Consider the following 21228-nt stretch of genomic DNA (forward strand, 5'->3'; position numbering starts at 1 on the left):
ATGAGGTTTCATTTACTTAAGATTTTTAATCAAGCTAACTAATCTTTGTCCGAAAAAAACAGTTAAAGCTTTAACTTCATTCCCTCATGTGTTGCATGAAATCCCAGTCTTTCATAAAATCGTAAAGCATCTTCCCTTTTCTTATCGGTGGTAAGCTGAACCACATGGCAGCCACGTTCTTTTGCCCGATGGATTGCCCATTCAAACATTTGAGTTCCAACTCCTTTACCACGGACAGCAGAAGAAGTTCTTACACCTTCAATCGTGGCTCTCCACCCACCTTGATGGGTAATATATGGGGTAAACGTCATTTGAAATACTCCAACTACTTCATTATCCATACATGCTACCACTAATTCATTATTCGGATCAGATGATATCGCATGAAAGGCTTGATGGTAACTCTCGGGAAGTGGTTTTTCATAACGCTCTCTTTTCATACCTAGCGGATCATCAGCCAACATTCCTACTATTTTATCCAAGTCACCTTCTTGGGCATTTCTAAATGTAAGTTTCGTCATTTCGCACTGCCTCCCCCTTATTATTTTTATTGTAAGATAAGGAAGGTGATAAGAAAATGGCTAAATGTTTATGAATATCAATAAGGAAATCTTATGGAATAATTCACATTACCTCCAGGAAACCGACCATTCATGCAATTTAACACGATCCTCTTCTGTGATGCGGTCACCCAAATCTCTCGCATGCCGAATTCCAGCCCACTTATGAAAAAGTTCAATAGACTTTAGTTCTCCTGCTATCTCCGTATAGCCTTTTAGCCAACCCTTTTCAAACTCTTGGAGAGTTGGTTTCAACTCCTCAAATGGAGAGGTCTGTCTCAATTGTTCAAACTGTAGAATTGAATATGTTCGAGCAACATCTAAACGCGGGTCACCAAAACCAGCGTTTACCCAGTCTAATACCGCTGTAATTTTCCCTATTTCCATCATTACATTCAGAGGATGATAGTCTAGATGGAGCAATGTTTTCGTGTCCTCTTTTGTTAGGGTGTCTATTTTTTCAAACACATCCTTTTCCTCATCAGTAGCAGGTTTTAACCAGTTCCCCGGGATTTGTATTAGAGTGTCCGCCTTCCGTAAATTATGTATTTTGGCTTGCACTCTCCCGAACTCTTCACCTATTGAAAAAGCCTGTTCAGGATTGCTGATCAACTCCTCCAATACTGTCTGCCCGCTTACCCAGTCTGACACCATCACAGCCAAATCATCTACTATTTTTACTGTACGGACAGCTGGTGCGGGAATCATTTGTGAAGCCGCAAAATCAATAATTTCTTTTTCCATTAAAAAGTCTTCATACCGATCAGCCGTAACGATTCGCAACGCTAGTTTTTTTCGGGTAGCTGTCTCCACCTTCCAAACCGAACTATCGAAACCACCATTTACTTGTTCAAAAGAAACATTGGCATCCTCGATAACTCCTTTTATAATCCTTCTTATATCCATAAAATCTCCCCTTCATAAACACAAAAGAAGCACGGAATTAACCGTGCACCTCTTGTTTATTCGGCAAATTAATCTGCCATGATACCCCGAATTGATCAGCAATCCAGGCGAACTTTTGACTAAAACCATAGTCATCCAGTGGCATAAGAATTTCTCCATCATCTGATAGCTTTTCATATAAACGGTCCATTTCTTCTTCAGACTCACAGGTTAAAAAAATTGAAAAGGAAGGAGTAAATGTAAATTTATGTTTTACATAACTATCAATACACATAAATTCTTGTCCCTTAAGTGAAAAAGTTGCTTCCATAACGGTTCCTTCATCACCTGGACCATTTGCACCGTACCTTGTGATACTCGTAATTTCGGAATCCTCAATTAAAGATGTGTAGTAATTCATTGCTTTCTCTGCATTCCCTTCAAACATCAAAAAGGGGGTCACTTTTTTCATAGGGTTGTGCTCCTCTCGTTCTCAAATGTCTTAATTATGTATTTCCATATCTCTTACTAAAGTTCCTTCTTACAGATCCTTTTCTTGTAGGAAAATATTTAGTTCCCTACTTCCTGTTTAACTCTTTCAAGGAACTCCTGAACCACATCATTATTACTTTTCTTACTTGCCAGCTTCATCATAGCACGTCCGACAAAGTTGACACCCTTATTAGTCCCTTCGTAAATAAACTTCGTACGATTCTCATCCATTTTTAATAATGAAAAAACAAGATGAACTTCAAATGCTTTACCTAACACGAATCTGATTTCTTTATGCTTTTTTTCATTTAAATCTTCATATGCTATGGTTTCTACGAAATAGGTTTCTAACCGTTTTCCTTCACGGTAGGTTTGCTTATGTTTAGCACCTACTTCGTTTTCCTGCTTTTCAACTAAAGTATGTTCTTCTACCTTTGGCATAATTCTTTTAATGTTCCGATCTGAAAATAGGTCCCATACCTTTTCAATGCCTGCTTCAATTATAGTTTCTGCTTTCCAATGAATCATATTTCTTTCTCCTCCTGTCCAGATGCAAGAAACTCATCTATTTCTTCTACTTTTATTAGTAAGTCATCCATTTGCATCTGTATTTTCGTTTTCTTTTCTTTTAACAAGGTTTCAAGATTTGCAAACGACTCATCATTCATTACGGCGATCATTTCTTGTACAGTCAGTCCGAACCGCCTCAATTTCACTAAAAGAATCGCCAAAAAATAGCTTCCATCATCATAGTACCGATAGTTGTTAGATGGGTCTATGATGGCTGGTTCAAGTAGTTTTATTTCTGCGTAATATCGTAGAGTTTCCTTGCTTAACCCCGTTATCTCCGCAAATTCACTAATTTTGTACATTGTGTCCCTCCTCTTTCATCCTAAACTGTGGGGCGCACCACCGAGTCAACATTTATATAATAATTTTACCTGAAAGAAAAAAGCATTACTGCAATTATTACAGTAATGCCTAGTTCATGCATTTTCATATTACGCCTCTGGAATCATCTTGAATCCTTCGATTTCAACATCTTCATCCACTTCAATCATAATGCAACGCTTGCCCTGATAATTGACCTGTCTCACGTACTTTAAATCTTGAGGACTAATCGTAATTCTTGCAACTTTTGTATCTATCTTAATAGACTTCGAATTAAACTTCGGCATGATGTTATTAGCTTTCAGCTCATATTTTTCATCATCAATAACTTTTTGGAACGCCATTTCGACTTTGTCTGTACTAACATCTTCTACACCACTTACTTTTAACACACGTTCCACATCTTTGTAGTCGAGTTTTGGTGGATCTTCCTCTTCATTTTCATCCATAACACGATTGATTTCTTCATACACATTGGCTAGTGTTGTCGTGTTAAGTTGATCGCCTACCACTTCACGCACAATTTCCTCAAACACGACTTTATCTTCCTGTGCCGTCATAATCGGTTCAGCATTTAAAACGTCCTCGATAAAATGGGGATCGAGTTGATTTGGCTTCCCTGCTGAGTATAAAACATGATTCACATCAGCTGAATTGTCTGTGAAGCTTGGGAACATAAAGCCCGCAATTGGAGCTGTCAGATTGATAATTGGATCCACCACAATATTGTACTTAAAAATCTTCTCCACATAATCAAACAATAACGACTTTTGTGGCTCCTCTGTTTTATTGATACTGCAAAGAATAAAAGAATGAGAGAACACCTCATCACGTGCATGTTCTTCTGTCTCTTCGTTCGTCTTCTTCGTCGGCTTTACATACTCCCCACGAATAAAGGTCACGACCACATCATGCTCATATTGAACATCATGGAACATTTTCTCGACTAATAGAAGCATTTGTTCTTCCCAGTCTTCCACTTCACTGGCTTGTAATCCAGTGTGTAAAACCAGTTGACTGTGGTTTTCTGCGGCTTCTTGCTGGAAACGCAGCTCGAATAACTTAGAATCCATTTGGCCAGTTAAGACCTTTTTAAAATTACTCATAAACAATTCTTGGTGCTCCCGTTCTAGCATCGGAAAAGGCTGAAGCTCTTGATGATAGATCTCGCTGCTTTCCTTCCGAACATACACATTAAAAATATCCTTTATTGTCATCTTGTCATTATCTAATTTGAACTGTCTACGAATAGCTGAAACATCTTTTTTATTCATGCCATGTCCACTCCTAAGCTGTGTTTAGAAAAAGAAAAAGGAGTTGCCCCGGCAGCTCCTCGCTTGCGTTTTTTAATAGTTTCATTATATAAGTGGGTTGTTTCCGTGTATTATTCTATCATTTTAATGGAGGCTATTTCTAATAAAAGTTTTGTTGGGATGGGGAAATCTTGCTTGGGTTGGTTGGGGAAGTTTCTTGGTATACTTTGGGAGATAGTATAAATTCATGTTTATGCCTTGGTTTTTGGAAATTTTTTTATGCTCTGGTTTTTGAGAAACTATTCTAAAATTCTGACGTAAATTTTGTTTATGTCCTAGTTTTTGAGAATCTCCCTGAAAACTCGAACGTAAATTCTATTTATGTCCTAGTTTTTGGGAATCTCTTTAAAAACTCGAACGTATTTCTTGTTTATGTCCTATTTTTTGTGAATCTTCCTGAAAACTCGAACGTAAATCTTGTTTATGTCCTAGTTTTTGAGAATCCCCTTGATAACTCGAACGTAAATCTTGTTTATGTCCTAGTTTTTAAGAATCTCCCTGAAAACTCGAACATAACTAACTACTAACCCTCCAACTCTTCATAAAACGTAATGCGATTATAAAAAGGATCTCTCACTGTAACTTCAATGGTATTCCATGGGGTCTTTTCAAGGTTTGGCCGTGCATAAGGATAATCTTTTTCCTTTAAAGCAGCATGATACTCTTTCAGGTTTGATACCTTTATTCTAATTGCACCACCAGGACTACAGTCTCCGTGGTGTTCAGTTAGATGGATCAGGCAATCATTTAAAGAAATTTGTCTATAAACTGGCATACCTTCTTCGAATTGATGACTCCAGTCCAATTTGAAACCTAAATAATGTATATAAAACCATTCTGCTTTTTCTATATCAAAAATTCTAAAAATGGGAACAACCATACTTGTAGACTCCTTTACTATTGTCATGAAACTTACCCAAAGAATCGGTCTAAATTCTCTTTACTACTTGGCTATCTCAGCACTATTTAGTATGTAAATTAAACTCTTTTAACCCAAATTGATTAGGAGGATTAGAGTCTTCTTGTCCTGCATTTTTATCATAAATAACGGTAACTTTCATTCCAATATCAGCAACTTGAAATGTTTCCTCAGTTGGCATAAAGTATTTCCCGTTGTTTTTCTGCGCAATTTCAACTCTTTCTTTTTCCGAAAGATCTTCAATATCTTTGGATTCCATATCTGGAACCACCAAAATTTTAAACTGATCTTGGTTTTGTATTTTCTGTACGATAACTCCATAAAATTTCACAATTTCTTCTGATTTATATACGGCAGTCTGGCTACATGATGCTAATAAAAATAAAACTATCAAACTCACAATTAGTTTACGCACCAAGGACACCTCCAGGTTAGGTATGACAATTATTATAACCTCCTAGAATCAAGTCTAGTATGTAAATCTACTTCGATGCATTCAAGCTCATTATTGCCTAAAAGAGCATCTATTACCTCTTTACTACATCCTACTACAGAGAAGTCAAAATCATAATCCGTATAAACGCACCAACTTCTATCCTCGCCCCACCAATAACTTGGAGATCCAAAATCTATAAACTCCCCCATCTCGTACAACTTATATACATCTTCCAGTTCCCCATAATACAGATGCCCGTTGCCGTGATTTTCTTGATAGTTGTTGATTTTTAGCAAATGGTATTGAAAATAACACGGCCCTTTGGTGAATGGGTTCATTACAGAAACGAATTCATGAAGAGTTTCTTTATCCATACTCCCCTCTTCACCAAGAATTAAGTATCGAGGAGTTCCCCCCAATACATGTGAGATGTTAGAACTGGTAATTTCCTTTGTAAAGGGAATTTTATACTTTTCGGCTAACTCTTTTAATGTTAACCTCTCACCATATTGAAAATGAACGGATTCCCCGGGCTTACATTGACTCCATAACAGGGTTTCATCTTGAATATTTAAGTCACGATAAATGGGATGGATAATTTTACAGAAGTGTTGAAATCTATGAGGTATTAAATTTGAAACATAGCAACCGTTCCAATTCTTAAAATCTATTGCTTCCGTTTCCTCTTGGATCCATTGAAACTGTTTAAAATCTTGGAGTTTTTTCATTCCTCGACCTCACTTTAACTTTCATTTCCATAAAATTAAGTTTCAAAAAAAGCGTTAACTCCTTAAAATCAACGCATCGTACATTAAGACGGAAAATATTCCATCGGTTCCGTACAATGAACGTAACCATTTTTCTTATAATAGTTCACGGCCTCTTCACTTGGCCATACAATAACAAACTCAAAATTATTCTCTTTAATCCAATGATTGATTGTAGAAAGTAGCTGACTTCCAATACCCGTATTTCTATGTTCTAGGACGGTATATACGTTGGTCATATAAGCAAATGGATAGGTTACTCTACCTGGACGTGGAACTTTTTGAATAAGCTCTATGTAAATGTGTGATGCTAGTTTTCCATCTTCCTCCGCAACCCAAATGAACCATTGACCACTATCCAATGCTTTCTCCAAAAACAGTTGGCATTCCTTTTCAAACTCATCGTATGATTCATTTTTCTTATTTTCATCAAATTCAATGGTAAAATCCCATCTCATTTTAATTAACTGCTTAATGTCTTGAGGTTCAGCCAATCTAATATTCATCGATAATTCCTTTCCTATTTAAATAAATATTTATAGTAAGCCGGAAACTCTCTAAGAGTCGAATAAACATCCCTTAATTCAAAGATTTCTGCATGCGCGGAGTAAACTTCTTCGAATCCAAATTTTTTAAAAGCAAGTTTTGTCCGAGAAATATGAAAGAATTGTGTAATGACCATCACTGAGTCTAAGCCTAATTCCTGCATGATTGCTTTGGAATTTTCAGCGGTCATATACGTGTTGTACCCATTGTTGTCTTCTATAATGTTTTCAGACGGAATACCCTTGTTAACTAGATATTCCTTCATTACTTTTTCTTCATCAAATCCCTCTACTCCAATACCGCCACTTACAATTATCGTTCTGAAATAACCTTCATCATATAGATCGACAGCCTTATCTAATCTAGCTTTTAATCGATTAGAGGGATGCCTGTCCAATTCTACCTTGTTCCCTAGGATAACTGCTGCATCAACAGTAGCCAATTCATCATTCACCCCGTCTATGATAATGAGTGCTGTTTGTAGGAAGATCCAAGTAAATAGGAATACAAAAAGAATCTTAACCTTTTTTATAAGTGGTTTTTTCATCTTAGGCACTGGATCCCTCCTTCAAAAGATTGATTGTAAAATTAGTGGTGTGATTTCTCTATCTATTTCCATTAAAAATCACTATTTCCCCACACTGTACGCTGTCTCACTAATAATCAGACTTAGCCTTAACCTACCTAGCCATTTTTCTGTTTCTGTTAAATCACGGGTTACACCATTTATTTCTTCATGATACTCTAAGCCATCAACCGCCATATAGGAGATATCACATTTCCCGACTCGATATGCACTCATCGCCCACTCAGCATCTGTCATCTTTTCCTTTGAGTACGCGTGTATTAGTTCTGCATTACTTCTTGAAAAAGAACAGGAACCAGCTGTAATATCAACGGTCTTCCCAAGCTCTAATGAACAAATTTTATTTGTGACTTTTTCGGTTTCTATCCATTCAGTTGGATGTGTTTTCATTGCTCGCGCTGTACGTCCTATAATAAGATATTTGTGTTTTGGCATCTCCTCCACGACATCTCTTAACTCTCCTAAATGATTATTAGACCAAGTTAGCAACCTATCAAAATCCATATAATGGAAAAACTGACTTTCTCCCGAGAGCCCAAACTGTAATACTTCTCTTCTTGCATGGGCCGCTCCCTTTTTAGGGATGACCTTTACTTTAAACCTACTTTTCTTCATTTCTTTAATAAGTTCTAATGAGGATTCTTCACTAATTGTAATAAAAAGCTCTGAATAAACCTCTTCAAGCTCTTGCTTAACTTTTTTAAATAAATGTAGACTTTTACCCAATGGATCATGAGTAACCGTTATAAGAGCGACTTTTGACAAAAGATTACCTCTCTCTCACATCTATATGCACTGCAAACAATATTCCCATATACCTGTATTCAATCGTTATCACCTCAGGTATTTCGTTTCCAATTACCCGAATTCCATAGTGCTTTATGACTTCTCTGTCTTTTTGATCATATAGGATTCGAAGTTTCTCAGTAGATAACTTTGGATGCACAGCCAATTCCTTTATAGGGTGATAAGTAATGTTGGGATCTTCATCCAAACCACTGCCAATGACTAAGTGATTAGATCTACTTACACCTAATTCATGTATAGGTGGTTCTTTCCCATTGACCAGTGCATTTTGCAAAAAGACATCTGAGGATCCTTTATTAACGATTTCAATTACCTTTTTCCACTCATTATCAGCATAAGAACTAAAGCCTGATACCATTAGTGGTGGATGAGCTTTTATATATAAATATCTGCCTACAAATATATTAAGAAAAATGATAACGAAAATGATAAGCCTTTTCCTCAAAACAACACCTTCTCTTTAAGTAAGATTCTTACTTAGCACCGAGAGTACCCACGACAGGATTCCAAAACAAATCCCTACAAACAGGAGCCCAACCCCACCCCAAAGTTGGAAGGGGCCACTACCGAAATGGCTAAATGGATAAGGTCCATTGATAATCCAAATGTACCGATTTGAATCTCCATGGATGAACCAGTAAAGAAAGAACGGACTTATTAAAGAAATGAAAGTAAGACCTAGGAAAAGTGAGGATAGTAGTTTAAGTATAATTTTGATGGTTTCCCCTCCTCCTTGATATCGCTATTTATTCCTAAGATATGAGTCGAACTAGTTTTTCATTAAAAACGTAATCCACTAATTCATCTAAGCTTCCTTCAACTTTGACGGCTTCTGGTACATGATAAAAGGTACTAGTAGTCTCGAGGTTATCAACTTCGCCGTTCGGTGAGTACAGGTAAACCGTTTTCCCTAATGCCAAGGCAATTCCGATTTCCACATGGGTCCCTTTTCCACCAGGTAAAAGGGCAATGAAGAAATCTGCTTCCATGACGGCTTCTTTCTCTTTTAATCCAATTTCCCTTAAATCTTCGAAAGTGGAGGCCCTGCTGTTTTGTGTCCAATCATATGTATGTACGTAACCCTTTTCCTTTAGCTGATGGCTAACATATCTTACGGCCTCTACATTTTTGAAGCTTGATGCTACATAAAATTTAGATTTAGATTTATTGTAAAACTCTTCCTTCAGTAAGCTAAACATATATAAATCATCAAACTTTCCTAGAGAAAACTCATAGTTTCTAAGAAGCCCTTCATTTGTAAAACCATATTTTTTCACTAGCTTTGTAGAGGCTGTATTTGGAGGTTCGATTAAGGCTTGAATCCTTTCAAGGTTCATGTGTTCGAATCCGTATTGAAGAATGGCCACTAATGCCTCACCTGCAATCCCTTGTCCCCAGAAGCTTCGATGTAACTCATAGCCAACATCTGCACGCTTGTGTTGATGAACCACATTTAGAAAGCCCACACTCCCAATGACCTCGTCCTTCCCTTTTAAGGTGATCCCCCATCTAATTCCCGTTTTATTTTCAAAGATAGATTGGTACCACGATATTTCACTTCGAACATCTTCTAGCGACGTAGCCGGTTCAAGTCCATAATACTTCATTACTTCTGTGTCCGATAAATATGTGAAAATTTGATTCTCATCACTAAAATCTATTTTTCTTAATTGAAGTCTTTCCGTTTCTAGAACTGGAAATTTCTCAAAAACATTTGTCATCTTTCATTGCTCCTTCGTGCTGTTAATTTTCTTTAGTTCCAAAATCCAACCAATAAAACCAAACAATCCACCTACCGCAAAGATTAGTGGAATAAATGAAAAGCTCTCTGTAAGGAGCCGTATCAGTCCTACTGTACATAAGAGTACCCCACAGATTATGCTGAGAATAGCTCTAAACTTACTGCTCACTTGGAATCCTCTCCTTGTCTACTAACGATCGACCAATTAAACTTGCAGATACAGGTTTCTTTCCCATTTCACGTGACCATACAGACAATTGCCCTATATGATGAATTTCGTGCGCAATAATATGTCGCATGACTTCCCCCCATGTATGAGTCTCAACTGTACCATCAGGTTCAGGAAGTTTTAACAATCTATTTTCGAAACTCGGTTCCCATTCGCGGACAAATACCTCTACCTCTTGTCTGTACTTTGCATCTAGCCCTCTAATTTTTTCAAGACTATTAAACTCTTCAAAATCCTCCAGACCAGCCGGTTTGCCTTGAAGAATCATCATCCAGCTCCATTCCACATCAGCAATATGAAAAAGAGTCTTTAGAATTCCACCTACACCACCTGTTCTAGGTTGTAATAACTCTTGTTCATTGACACTCTCACACCACTGGTACCACTCGTCACGTACCATCCAGTTGTATTGGAATAAAGTTTTCATTGGGGTTCCTCCTTATAGATAATTTTTAAAAATGGCACCGCAAGCTTTGGGAATTGCACCTTCAAACCCGGAATTGCACCTTCAAACCCGGAATTGCACCTTCAACCTTCGGAATTGCACCTTCAACCTTCGGAATTGCACCTTCAACCTTCGGAATTGCACCTTCAACCTTCGGAATTGCACCTTCAGCCTCGGAATTGCACCTTCAATCTCAGAAATGCACCTTCAACCTCGGTATTGTACCTTCAAACCCGGAATTGCACCTTCAGCCCCAGAATTGCACCTTCAATCCCGGAATTGCACCTTCAGCCCCAGAATTGCACCTTCAATCCCAGAATTGCACCTTCAGCCCCGGAATTGCACCTTTAACCTCAGATTGGACCACTCTCCCTACCTATCCTTCCTGCACACAACAATCATCTGATAACTATCAGCACTAATTGGTGTCTCGTTCCAATCTTTATAAAGATGTAAAATCTCAAACCCGTGTGCCTCAAGTAGCCTCTCCATCTCTTTAGGAAACACATATCTCAAACGAATGTTGGTCCGCTTTTCTTCTAGAATATTTCCGTTATGATCTAGAAATTTTCGAATGGTGACGTAGTGCTGGATTTGTTCAAGCGAATCATAGGTACTGATGGTGAAAACATCCACTTTTTCTTCAGTGTTTGGATCGACATAGCTTCTCCAGTACTCTTCCGTACTTGGTTGCAACAATTCCTCAGTAGAAGGAAACCTTGTCCCAAATATAAACACTCTACCCATTTCAAGGTGTCTATTCACAGATGCTAGTAATCCATCTTGATCCTCGTTCGTCAAAAAATGCTGAAATGAATTTCCGACGGAGTATATCAGCTGGCTTTTTTTATCCAAATGGAAATCAGTACAGTCTTGTTGGACCCAATCAATATCTAGATTTTGCTCCAGCGACTTCTTCCGAGCAGCCTCCAGCATTTTCCCATGTACATCTACACCTATAAGAGAAAACCCATCCCTCGCTAATTTAATAGTTGCTCTCCCAGTGCCACAAGCAATATCTATAATCGTACCGCTTTGTTTTGTCGCCCATTTTTTTAAGAAATCGATATCATCCATAAAACTATCATTTTCATGATCATATAATGATGGATCTTCATACTCTTCAAAGTTGTCTTTATTCATCGTGATCTCCTTATCTCTGTAAAAATTCAGCTAGTATCTCTCTCAACTCATTATCCTTTTGTAACCAAATGTAGTGTTCGGCTCCTTTCACTTCAACATAACTTGAATTGGAAATTAAATTGGCAAGTTGTTGAATGGGCCAGGCTGGTCGTATATCATTCTCTGCCCAGACAAACAGAGTTGGAATTCTAAACTCGGATAAGTTCTTTAAAAGATGAGGACTTTTTATAAATCGTCGCCATGAATCAATGAGAGTCCGATGAACGACTTTATTATGGGGGAAATCAAAGTGTGGCATGGCCTCGCTGACTTCATTCTTGTTTCGGTTGTACACCTCTTTCCAATCACGGTCATTCTGTATACCCGTGCCTGATATTGAAACGAACTTGTCAACTGCATTAGGATAAAGTAAAGAATAGGCTAAACCAACATCGGCACCCCATGAATGACCGATTACAGTCCATTTTGAATATCCATATGCTTCTCTAATTATTTCCAAGTCTCCTAGACAAACTTCCAAATCATACCCAACACCATCAAAACTAGACCTACCACAGCCTCTTGGATCAAACATAATGACTTCACATGTTTCATCTATTAAACTAGCAACTGGCTCCAAATAATTTGCAGTCCCTGGCCCTCCACTAATCAGGATTACGGGAGTCCCCTTTCCTTGTTTATATGTCCATATTTTGGCACTTTCCAATTGAATATATCTTTCCATTGGCTTCTCCTCTTAGAAATACGGTAATATTACTGCCTTTTCAATTTCTCCTGCTTCGTTCTTCCAAACATACACAATAGGGTGGTTCAACTCTTCAATCTTCCCTTTGAACTCAACCTTGTCGTAATTCATAAAAAACCGAAAGATCCATATTCCCTTTACTTTGAAGCTTTCTGTAACAGGTTCACAGGGAATTGGTGCATAACTTGCATCATGTTTTTTAAAAACTGGCGAGCTTATACATAATTTAGAACCATCTTCTATTTCGGTTGCTCGTCCAACTACATCCGAAGTAAATAATCTACCAATATCCAAAACTAACCAAAGAAGTACAACCGTGATAATAATAGTTACAATTCTTTTCATGATTACCCTCCGCCATTAAAGAATCAGTTAATGTGGCTAAAGTAGTTGGTTCTAGCATACTAAATGTTCCAAATCTTGTCACTTTTAGTAGGCAATTCAAGGAATAATTAAGGGAAATGTTTCGGAGGTTAAGGATTGCTTACAAATAGTTGTGATTTCCAAGAGTAATTTAACAATTTTTTACAAAAAACTTCTCAGAAAAATAGGTTTCTAAGAGTTTTCTTGCATTTATTGGAAAAAACTCTCAAAAGTATACATTTCCGAGAGTTTTTTCCATACTTTAACAAAAAGCTAACAAAAAGAAGTAGTTATTCTGCATTTTAAAATCTTTATAGATGACATTGCTGTTCTAAAATCAAAGGTATTTCCGCCAAACCCTCCACAATATAATCTGCGTTTATACTCTTATCCCAGTACTCATCCCTTTTCCAAATCCCTCTCATTCCAACCTCTTGAGCAGCCTTTACATCATTTATAGGATGATCACCAACAAACAAACATTCATTTGCTTCGACTCCTAGTTTACGAAGTGCTCTATGAAAAATCCTTGGATCCGGCTTTTTCAGCCCTTCCCATTCAGACACTAAGAGCGTCTCGAAATATTTCTCAATACCAAGGGCACGAATGTTATCCATCTGAAACTGGCCAAAACCATTTGTAATGATGCCAAGCAAAACATTCTGTCTCTTTAATTCCTCTATCGACCGAATGAGGTTTGGAAAAGGCACACAGCAAGACTTGAAATTCTCTAAATAATCCTCGAGTAGCTCTTCCCAGGTTATATCGGTTATATTAAATTCTTGGATTAACTGCCGATACACTTTGTCTTTCCACACGTAACCGCGGCCATCTAATTCTATGAATCTTTTTATGTATACGTTCTTCGCCACATGGCCAACCCATTTATGTAATCGATGATATTGGAATTCAATGAACTTTTTCACGGAAGCGTCCCGATCTAACAACGTCCCATCTAAATCAAAGAGAACAGCTCGTATCAATTCTGCAAACACTCCTTAAAGAGACTTTGACATATCCAACATGTTCGAAAAACCCAGTTTTTCATAAACCTCTCTAGCCTTTGTACTTGACCATAATCGAGCTCGATGTGCACCCTTTTCTTTCAACCATACACAAACTTCATCGACTAGCTTCGCTGCCAACCCCTTATTTCGATGCTGTTTTTCAGTATACACAGCTATTACCCATCCAAAAGGGGTTTGTTCTTCAGCAAGAGGGAAGGCATATTCTGTTCGTAAAAGTCCACCAGCACAAGCAACGATCTGATTATCCTGATCAACCACTACTCTAAACATCAGTTTTCCCGCTTCCCATTCTTTTTCAAATAAAGCTTTTACTCGTTTATGTCTTTCAGTATCTGGCTTTGGCACCCCGTCTATCTCTGCCATTTCGCTTGCCATCTGGTACCAATAATCAGCCATGAATCCTAACTCTTCTCTTTTGGCCCATTTAGTAATATACATGACCTACTCCTTTTCTAGCTTTAGATTTGGATTCTTATAGAAATAGTTGTAGAAATGCCAAAGCATCTGCTCAAAGCAGACGCTCTACTCCATTCATATTATCTATAATTGTTATGAATCGGTGTAAACAAATCATCCCCGCTATTGCGTACTAATGAAAAATTATCTACATTATCATGTCCATGAAGAATTGCATTATGATGATTGATGACTTGTTCTGCTGATAAGATTTTGGTATCGGTAGTCGAATGTCCATCACCTACGAGAGTCACATCTAATCCATGTGTAGTCGCTGCCCGAACGGCTGAGTCAATACAATGTTCTGTTTTACACCCCATAATAACAACATGTTCAACAACCTGTTTTTGTAAAAGTTCTAACAAAGAAGTCCCATAAAAAGCATTGGTTGATTGTTTGTCAATGATATGTGCCGTTGGTGGAACTGTAATGGACGAGTGAATTTGAAATCCATTTCCACGACCTTGAGCCACATCTAAATCCCTTACAAAAACAATCAGAACATCAGATTCTATCGCCATATTGACCACTCTGTTGATAGTAGACAATAGGTTCTCCTTATTAAAGACACTATTCTCTTCTAGAGTCCCATCCACTAAGTCTTGTTGAGCATCAATAACTAGTAAAGCTTGGTTCATAGCAAAACCCCTTTTTCTTTTATTTTTTGCTTATTACTACTTCTATTTGTTACAAAAAAGAACTTTATCTCTTCGACAATACATTTGCCTAAAACATTAGTCGTAATTTTCCACTTCTTGGTTACTAGTAGTTATTTATTCTTTTCCCTCGTCCATTCACATGTTTTACCCTGTATGGACGTTATAATTTCCATAATCAATTCATATACCTCAATTAACTTGTCCGGACAAATCCAGAGTGATTGATCGTTAGGAGTATGAAGAATGTCAGATACACCATTACAATTAAAAGGAATACTCGGTACCCCATTTGAAAAGAAGGTAAAATGATTACTAGCATACCAAGGATTGTTCCATTCAACAGATGGAAAATTGCTTTTAATGCTTTTTAATAATTGTTCCAACTCACTAGAACCAGCCATTAAGGTTAAATTATTAGTCCCTATTGTCTGTCCTACTCCATCAACGTTAATCGCTACAATGGCTTGATCCAAGCTGTCTTGGTAATCATTTAGATATACTTGATCGCCAAGACCTAAGTATTCTTCTGAACTAAAAGCAATACATTCAAAACTAGTATCTAAGCCACTTCGGTGGGCTAATTCCTCAGCAAGCAAAAGCATGACCGATACCCCAGAACCATTATCAAACGCACCATTTGTATCAAATACCGTATCGTAATGCGCAGTCAAAATGATTTTTTCTGGACGTTTCCCCTCAATCCTACCGATGACATTTCTCGTTTTCCCTGGGATCCTGTTACTTTTAATCAATACCGTTAATGCGTCAGTGTGGTTTTTAACTTTCACCCCTAGCTCAGGTGTAATCGTAATTGAAGGAATTTTAAAATCCCAGTCACTAAAAATAGGCAGATCACTACCCTTTTCCATTCGCACTGTAATGACAGCTGCCGGATTTTTCTCTTCTAACAAACGTATAACTTCCTGGTGATGCTCTGGATTGTATATGGAGAACCCCTTTGGTACATAGTTTTCTTTAGATAACTCTCCATATAAAAATACAATCTTACCTGTTAGGTTCGATGACAGTCTAAGCTCTTCTAGCGTGCAAAGTGGAATAACCTCAGCAGCTGCATGACACGGCTCTGAAAATGTATTCACTCTTACTTCATGTTTATCTCCGTTCATTAGGATATAGGCTTCCTCTACCTCCCAATTTGGAACCTCGAACTCTTGTAATTCTACTTCTAACCCTGCAGTACGAAAAACATCTTCTATGTATTCAGCTGCTTGGTGATTTTCCTTACTTCCAACGGGTCTTGATCCAATTTCATGAGTTATCTTTTGTAAATGTAGATTGATTCTATCTTGTAAAGATTGCATGATTTACCTCCAGATTTTGAGATACCTGCTGAAACAAATTATCTGCTCTTCTCCCAAACTTAGTTTGAAGATTAACAATCTCCGAAACTAAGTTTAGCTTATCTGGCTCAATCGGCTTCACTTTTGGTTCAGCCAGTAGCTTGATTAACTTTGGAACTTCCCAAAAACTTCTGCATGCAAATGAAAGATAATACGAGTACATAGGGATAGTTGTATCTCCTCTCCATCCCGCTTCCCCTAATCCTTCAACATAATGAGAGAATAGTAGTTCCATATATTCTTCAGCCCGATCAATAGGGATATCATCCTGACTTAAAGCAACTCCAAATAGCTTTCCAAGTTCTTCCCCTACACTGGAAATACTAAGGTACTGCCAGTCAATCAACTTAAAGTTTTCACCATTCGGATCCATGTACATATTTTGCTGACTTAAATCCTGATGGGAAAGAACTTGTGGCAGTTTTTTCAACATATCTAAATGCTTGTCCAAGTTCTGATTCAGGAGCTTGTAAGCACTCCAAATGTCCTCTGTTTCCTCTTCAACAAAGGGTAAAAATTCTTCCGGATTACTTGCATACATCTTACACCCATCAATCCAGGACTCTAGCCAATTTTGACAAATCCATTCTTGCATAGGAACGAGTTTTCCCGTTAGATAAGCTCCATGAAAAATTCCTAATTTCTTCGCAACGCTTGCAAACTGCGATTCAGTCCACTTCCCAGAGTTATCCTCCTTCAGCTCCTCTAACCAAATCCAAATGGAATCCTCCCTTACTTCTTCCACTGCATAGCACTTTGGAGTTCGAATTACGGTCGGTAGGTCTGATAATAGACCCGACTGATACACCAATGCCTCACGCTTCCAGTAATTATGATGCTGGGTATCATCCTTCTCTTCACTTTCAGGTTGAATTACCTTTACAACTAATGACCATGGAACCTCTTCTCCCATTACATCTGCTAAACCCGACAAACGAAAAATCCCTTTTGTTGTAAAATTAACAGTCCTAGATGACATTGCTTCTATCTTCCAAGTTTTTATTTGAAAATCAATTGTTTCTAAGATTCCAGATACACAAGTATGTAAAGTCTCTTTGTTTACTTCTATTTGCAGCAAGGATCCTCCCTCTTTTCTCATTGGATATTGTTTCGTGGCGGACTTAGGTTCCGCTATTTCCATAAATTCAGCCGTTTTGGGGGAGTTCGCGGACACAGATGACCTTATTTCACCATTTTCGCCAAAAAACACCTCTGATTTCACCGAATAACGGAACGTCTGTCCGCTTACTGCAAAAAAAGGGCTAATTTTTGGTGATTAACGGAACCTGTGTCCGTTCCCCTATCAAAATTAAGGAAGATACCTCTCGAAAATAAATACAACTTCACCATCACGCTCATAAAACTCCGCGAATCCAGCTTTTCCAACAAGCTCCTCCGTCTCAATTCGCATTGGTCTTAAATCACCTGCCCAATCTAGCCAATAAACAGGTACATCCTTAGATACTTTCAACTTCGTTGGCGTTTCTTCCTCATCTAAATGAAAACCATTCGGTGCATCTGGGTCTGGAACAAAATCAGCATATGTGACTTTTAACTCCAACTCATCCCCAATTAGGTTAACCTCATGAACTAAAGCTGTTCTTGAATCCGTTATTTCATGAATCAAATCCATCAAGATAGAGCTATTGATATCCGCACTTTCAGAGATATGTTCTAACCGCCTAATCATACCTTGCAGCTCCTCAATATCCGCGTCCTTACTTTGTAGAAGTTCCGCTTGTCTATGAATGGTTTCTTGCTGTTCTTGTGTTGTTTCTTCAAGTACATCCAAACGTTCTTCTAATTCGTCGAAACGATCTTTAAAGTCGTTAGTAGCCCCTTCATCACTACAGCCGCCTAATAAGAATAATAGAACCGCTATTGCCGTTACTGACACCACTCGCATTCTATAAATCTCCCCTTCTTAGAACAAATATCCACCGAACCACCATTCCATCAAAACCACTTAAAATTATCTCTGAACTATGAATCCTGTGCCTGCTTATTTTCATCACCTAATTTAACGATGTAATCTAATAGGAAATGTAATAAAATCAAGGGGAGGATCGAGTCTAATCCAATATAAAGAATAGAAAATATTACTCCTACAATCGCTGTTCTTGTAACTCCGACTATAAACCCTTGATAGGTGTGTGCCAAACCAAAAATAAGTGAGGCCACCACAATAACAACCCATATGGATAACTCAGGAAACAAATAGGTTAGAGCATAGATCAAGAATCCTCTATATATAATTTCTTCGGTTATACCAGCAGTCAAGGAAACATAGTTCCACAACTTTTTCTCCTTTTTCGAAACTGGTAGCATGACAGAAATACTAGAGTTCTCCCACTCTTTCGTTTTTTTATCTGTTAACTGCTTCTTCATTTTTTCACTAAAGTGGTAGCCAAGTATGTAATACAATATAAACAATAGACTTAAACTTCCCAACCCAAGTCCTACATATGTGACCCACGGTCCAAGTAACTCAGTATTAATGTTTGGAATCGAGAGCCCAATTTGACCCATTGTTAAATCAGTAAACAAAATCAGCAGCAAAATAAATAGGGTTGGCATCCATAACCCAATGATGGAGTTCACATAATATCGAACCCTTGCCCCATCGTCTATAACAACTTTTTTTAAAAACTTTTGGAAATCAAAATAACCGATAATAGGTTCATATACTAAAAGAAATACAAGCAATACCCAAAAGCCAATTACCATCTTATATCCCCTCTCTCCATTTCCATTTTAGCATTTTATTCCAATATCAGTATGTTATTATTCTTGAAAGTATGAAAAAAAAGAGCACCTATAAAAGGTACTCTCAGTTCCTCTAGAAAATCTCTTCCGCATCTTTAGGTATTTCCCTTACCCGCTTCAGATACTTCATCATATTCTGATCATCCTGCATTGGATACGTAAAGGAAAGCTGATCCGCCACCTCTGTACCCAGTTTCCTAAACAGCTCACAAGCTACAAATATAGAATCCCAGAAACTATCATAGTCACTGGTATAATAAGTTTTCTCATACATTTCCCAATAGTTTGTGGGAAGATGCTTTTTGAAATACTTTCCTAGTTTCCCGGGTGAAATGGAAAAATCATGCTGGGCTCCGATCCACCAGGAAATCATTTTTTCTAGAGGGTTTCTCGATGTGTTTTCAAACATCCAGTTTGCATACGGCAATTCATCTCGCCATATTCCTTTAGCAACATTCTGCAAACACCACCAAAATTCATTGCAGTAATTATGATATAGCTCTTCTGTAGGTCGCTCTACATGATAGTCCTTATCACTAGGCTCAGGAATGGAAGGTAAAATTTGGTCCTTATCCAGTAATGGAACCGTAAGCTTATCCTCTTTGTATTCATCCAGCATGCATTCTCTGGACTGAAGTCGAAGATCAATTCGATTGCCATCCTTAAACAACATTAAATACATGTAGGAGCGATCAAAATCCACTTCCCTTCCAACACTTTGATCATTTTTATCTGGTTCTTGTTTAATCAATAACTCCCCAAAAACATGGATCCAATCTTTATCTTCAATAAATGTTCTGGTCTCATTAACTACATACACAATATCGTAATCTTGAAAGATATCCTTCGGTACATTCGGATTCGTTCTCGAACCATTCATATAAACTGCCCGAATTCTCTCATCCTCTCGGGCAAATCCTAAAATTAAATCAAACATTTCCTGCTCTGTTCTCAAAATATCGACACCTCTTCTATACAAGATCTGAATTTAATACTTTCCATAAAAATTAAGTATATCCTTTTTTAATATTAAAATTTTCCTGATTTTTGAAACTAATTCATTTTTCCTTCGTATAAAAGGAAGAATCTTCAATTCCATGAACGATATTTTTTAAGGGGGGCTACTTTTGCACAACGAAGATCAAAGAAAAGTCATAACAGTTGTAATTGGAATCATGGTATCCTTATCTGCACTCGTATGGGCTATGTTAGGACCAGCCATTAAACAAACCATTTTTATGCCACGCGATGCTTTTTTCTTCGGAACCGAAGGAACGAGTGTCTTACTATCTATGGCGGGATTATTTGTGCTTGGAGTTAGTATTGTATTGCTCGCGATTGCATTTAAAAACAAGAAATTTAAATGGGGATTATTCAGTAGTTTGTTAGTCATCTCACTTGGACTTCTCGTTGTCTCCTTTGACGACTATTTTTACTATACTCCTAAAGGAATTCACAACAATAACCTTACAAGCATTGGAACAAAAGTAACGGAATGGGATGAAGTCGCCTCTTTAACCAGTGTTTATGTAAAAGGTGAATCGGGACGACAAACGCCGCAAAGCCTTATTTTCGAACTGAAAAATGGAGAGAAGATTATAAGAACCCTAAGTGGTCAATTAATCCTTGCAAGAGATCAAATCTCTGACACACTCATGGCCATGGGTGGAAAAAGCATCATACAAATTCTAGACGCAAAGGGAAATGTATTAGAGGAATATTCTGATATGTAGTCCGGAATATAAATTAAATTATTTTAAAAGGAATATCCGGCATTGAAAAACGGTCACCTGACTTCGTATACCTGAAATAATAAGAAAAGGATGCGGAGGAACACTTAAGTAGTTCGGTTGTAAATTGAAGAACCGAATTCACGAGGTTAATATCTAAGGTAAATCGTACATTTTCAAACAACAAAATCACAAACGCAGAGGATTTGGCAACCCTCTGCGTTTTTTATAATCTTTGCCTGTTCTTCAACAAAAGCACCCGTTAATCAAAAACTTAATATTCCGACATTAAACTAACTATCAATGTGATATATACCAAATGAAGATACTTTATTATTTTTAAATTCAAACCACAGATTA

General features: G+C 37.6%; 28 protein-coding genes. 1 reads left to right on the forward strand and 27 read right to left on the reverse strand.

What is annotated here, in order from left to right; all coding sequences use genetic code 11:
* Positions 1-62: 62 nt before the first annotated feature.
* From ABDZ91_RS16690 to ABDZ91_RS16820, 27 genes are all read right to left on the reverse strand, one after another.
* Positions 63-521, reverse strand: coding sequence for a GNAT family N-acetyltransferase (locus tag ABDZ91_RS16690; protein ID WP_343801280.1), 459 nt, complete (start codon positions 519-521; stop codon positions 63-65).
* A 108-nt stretch (positions 522-629) separates the two neighbouring features.
* Positions 630-1466: a phosphotransferase family protein gene (locus ABDZ91_RS16695; protein WP_343801282.1), complete on the reverse strand. Its 837-nt coding sequence runs from the start codon at positions 1464-1466 to the stop codon at positions 630-632.
* Between the two features lie 37 nt (positions 1467-1503).
* Positions 1504-1917: a VOC family protein gene (locus tag ABDZ91_RS16700; protein ID WP_343801285.1), complete on the reverse strand. Its 414-nt coding sequence runs from the start codon at positions 1915-1917 to the stop codon at positions 1504-1506.
* A 98-nt stretch (positions 1918-2015) separates the two neighbouring features.
* The gene (locus tag ABDZ91_RS16705; protein ID WP_343801288.1) at positions 2016-2465 is read right to left on the reverse strand and encodes an SRPBCC family protein; all 450 of its coding nucleotides are present in this window, start codon (positions 2463-2465) and stop codon (positions 2016-2018) included.
* Positions 2462-2809, reverse strand: a complete 348-nt coding sequence (locus tag ABDZ91_RS16710; RefSeq protein ID WP_343801291.1) for a MerR family DNA-binding transcriptional regulator — start codon at positions 2807-2809, stop codon at positions 2462-2464. Before ABDZ91_RS16710 ends, ABDZ91_RS16705 begins: the two co-directional genes overlap by 4 nt.
* Before the next feature lie 129 nt (positions 2810-2938).
* Positions 2939-4102, reverse strand: coding sequence for a DUF4317 domain-containing protein (locus ABDZ91_RS16715; protein ID WP_343801294.1), 1164 nt, complete (start codon positions 4100-4102; stop codon positions 2939-2941).
* Positions 4103-4664: 562 nt separating this feature from the next.
* A complete protein-coding gene (locus ABDZ91_RS16720; RefSeq protein WP_343801297.1) occupies positions 4665-5021 on the reverse strand; it encodes a glyoxalase superfamily protein in 357 nt (118 codons plus the stop codon).
* Positions 5022-5103: 82 nt separating this feature from the next.
* Positions 5104-5475, reverse strand: a complete 372-nt coding sequence (locus ABDZ91_RS16725; RefSeq protein WP_343801299.1) for a DUF3221 domain-containing protein — start codon at positions 5473-5475, stop codon at positions 5104-5106.
* 32 nt (positions 5476-5507) lie between these two features.
* Entirely contained in the window at positions 5508-6224 is a 717-nt protein-coding gene (locus ABDZ91_RS16730) for a hypothetical protein (protein ID WP_343801301.1), read from the reverse strand.
* An 83-nt stretch (positions 6225-6307) separates the two neighbouring features.
* On the reverse strand, positions 6308-6769 hold the full coding sequence (locus ABDZ91_RS16735; protein WP_343801304.1) for a GNAT family N-acetyltransferase: 462 nt from the start codon (positions 6767-6769) through the stop codon (positions 6308-6310).
* Positions 6770-6783: 14 nt separating this feature from the next.
* Positions 6784-7356, reverse strand: a complete 573-nt coding sequence (locus ABDZ91_RS16740; protein ID WP_343801366.1) for a YdcF family protein — start codon at positions 7354-7356, stop codon at positions 6784-6786.
* 81 nt (positions 7357-7437) lie between these two features.
* Positions 7438-8160 carry a hypothetical protein gene (locus ABDZ91_RS16745; protein WP_343801307.1) on the reverse strand — a complete coding sequence of 241 codons (723 nt, stop codon included), beginning with the start codon at positions 8158-8160 and terminating at the stop codon, positions 7438-7440.
* A gap of 4 nt (positions 8161-8164) precedes the next feature.
* On the reverse strand, positions 8165-8647 hold the full coding sequence (locus ABDZ91_RS16750) for a hypothetical protein (RefSeq protein ID WP_343801310.1): 483 nt from the start codon (positions 8645-8647) through the stop codon (positions 8165-8167).
* Between the two features lie 307 nt (positions 8648-8954).
* Entirely contained in the window at positions 8955-9923 is a 969-nt protein-coding gene (locus ABDZ91_RS16755; RefSeq protein WP_343801313.1) for a GNAT family N-acetyltransferase, read from the reverse strand.
* 3 nt (positions 9924-9926) lie between these two features.
* On the reverse strand, positions 9927-10112 hold the full coding sequence (locus ABDZ91_RS16760; RefSeq protein ID WP_343801316.1) for a hypothetical protein: 186 nt from the start codon (positions 10110-10112) through the stop codon (positions 9927-9929).
* Positions 10102-10599 carry a DinB family protein gene (locus ABDZ91_RS16765; protein ID WP_343801319.1) on the reverse strand — a complete coding sequence of 166 codons (498 nt, stop codon included), beginning with the start codon at positions 10597-10599 and terminating at the stop codon, positions 10102-10104. The genes ABDZ91_RS16760 and ABDZ91_RS16765 overlap by 11 nt, the downstream gene beginning before the upstream one ends.
* A 390-nt stretch (positions 10600-10989) precedes the next feature.
* Positions 10990-11760, reverse strand: coding sequence for a class I SAM-dependent methyltransferase (locus ABDZ91_RS16770; RefSeq protein WP_343801322.1), 771 nt, complete (start codon positions 11758-11760; stop codon positions 10990-10992).
* Positions 11761-11770: 10 nt separating this feature from the next.
* Entirely contained in the window at positions 11771-12484 is a 714-nt protein-coding gene (locus tag ABDZ91_RS16775) for an alpha/beta fold hydrolase (protein WP_343801325.1), read from the reverse strand.
* Between the two features lie 12 nt (positions 12485-12496).
* Positions 12497-12850: a hypothetical protein gene (locus ABDZ91_RS16780; protein ID WP_343801328.1), complete on the reverse strand. Its 354-nt coding sequence runs from the start codon at positions 12848-12850 to the stop codon at positions 12497-12499.
* A 329-nt stretch (positions 12851-13179) separates the two neighbouring features.
* Entirely contained in the window at positions 13180-13851 is a 672-nt protein-coding gene (locus ABDZ91_RS16785) for an HAD family hydrolase (RefSeq protein WP_343801331.1), read from the reverse strand.
* Positions 13852-13866: 15 nt separating this feature from the next.
* Positions 13867-14334 (reverse strand): GNAT family N-acetyltransferase, encoded by a 468-nt coding sequence (locus ABDZ91_RS16790; protein WP_343801334.1) that lies wholly within the window; start codon positions 14332-14334, stop codon positions 13867-13869.
* 98 nt (positions 14335-14432) lie between these two features.
* A complete protein-coding gene (locus ABDZ91_RS16795) occupies positions 14433-14990 on the reverse strand; it encodes a cysteine hydrolase family protein (RefSeq protein ID WP_343801337.1) in 558 nt (185 codons plus the stop codon).
* A 131-nt stretch (positions 14991-15121) separates the two neighbouring features.
* A complete protein-coding gene (locus ABDZ91_RS16800; RefSeq protein WP_343801340.1) occupies positions 15122-16333 on the reverse strand; it encodes a M28 family peptidase in 1212 nt (403 codons plus the stop codon).
* Entirely contained in the window at positions 16314-17450 is a 1137-nt protein-coding gene (locus ABDZ91_RS16805; RefSeq protein ID WP_343801343.1) for an oxidoreductase family protein, read from the reverse strand. The genes ABDZ91_RS16800 and ABDZ91_RS16805 overlap by 20 nt, the downstream gene beginning before the upstream one ends.
* 231 nt (positions 17451-17681) lie before the next feature.
* The gene (locus ABDZ91_RS16810; RefSeq protein WP_343801346.1) at positions 17682-18278 is read right to left on the reverse strand and encodes a hypothetical protein; all 597 of its coding nucleotides are present in this window, start codon (positions 18276-18278) and stop codon (positions 17682-17684) included.
* Between the two features lie 77 nt (positions 18279-18355).
* A complete protein-coding gene (locus tag ABDZ91_RS16815; protein ID WP_343801349.1) occupies positions 18356-19099 on the reverse strand; it encodes a CPBP family glutamic-type intramembrane protease in 744 nt (247 codons plus the stop codon).
* A gap of 112 nt (positions 19100-19211) precedes the next feature.
* Positions 19212-20093: an aminoglycoside 6-adenylyltransferase gene (locus ABDZ91_RS16820; RefSeq protein WP_343801352.1), complete on the reverse strand. Its 882-nt coding sequence runs from the start codon at positions 20091-20093 to the stop codon at positions 19212-19214.
* 172 nt (positions 20094-20265) lie between these two features.
* Here ABDZ91_RS16820 and ABDZ91_RS16825 point away from each other — a divergent pair, with 172 nt between their 5' ends.
* Positions 20266-20871 carry a hypothetical protein gene (locus tag ABDZ91_RS16825; protein ID WP_343801354.1) on the forward strand — a complete coding sequence of 202 codons (606 nt, stop codon included), beginning with the start codon at positions 20266-20268 and terminating at the stop codon, positions 20869-20871.
* Positions 20872-21228 lie beyond the last annotated feature (357 nt).

The sequence above is a fragment of the Bacillus carboniphilus genome, from assembly GCF_039522365.1.
GTDB classification, from domain to species: domain Bacteria; phylum Bacillota; class Bacilli; order Bacillales; family JC228; genus Bacillus_BF; species Bacillus_BF carboniphilus.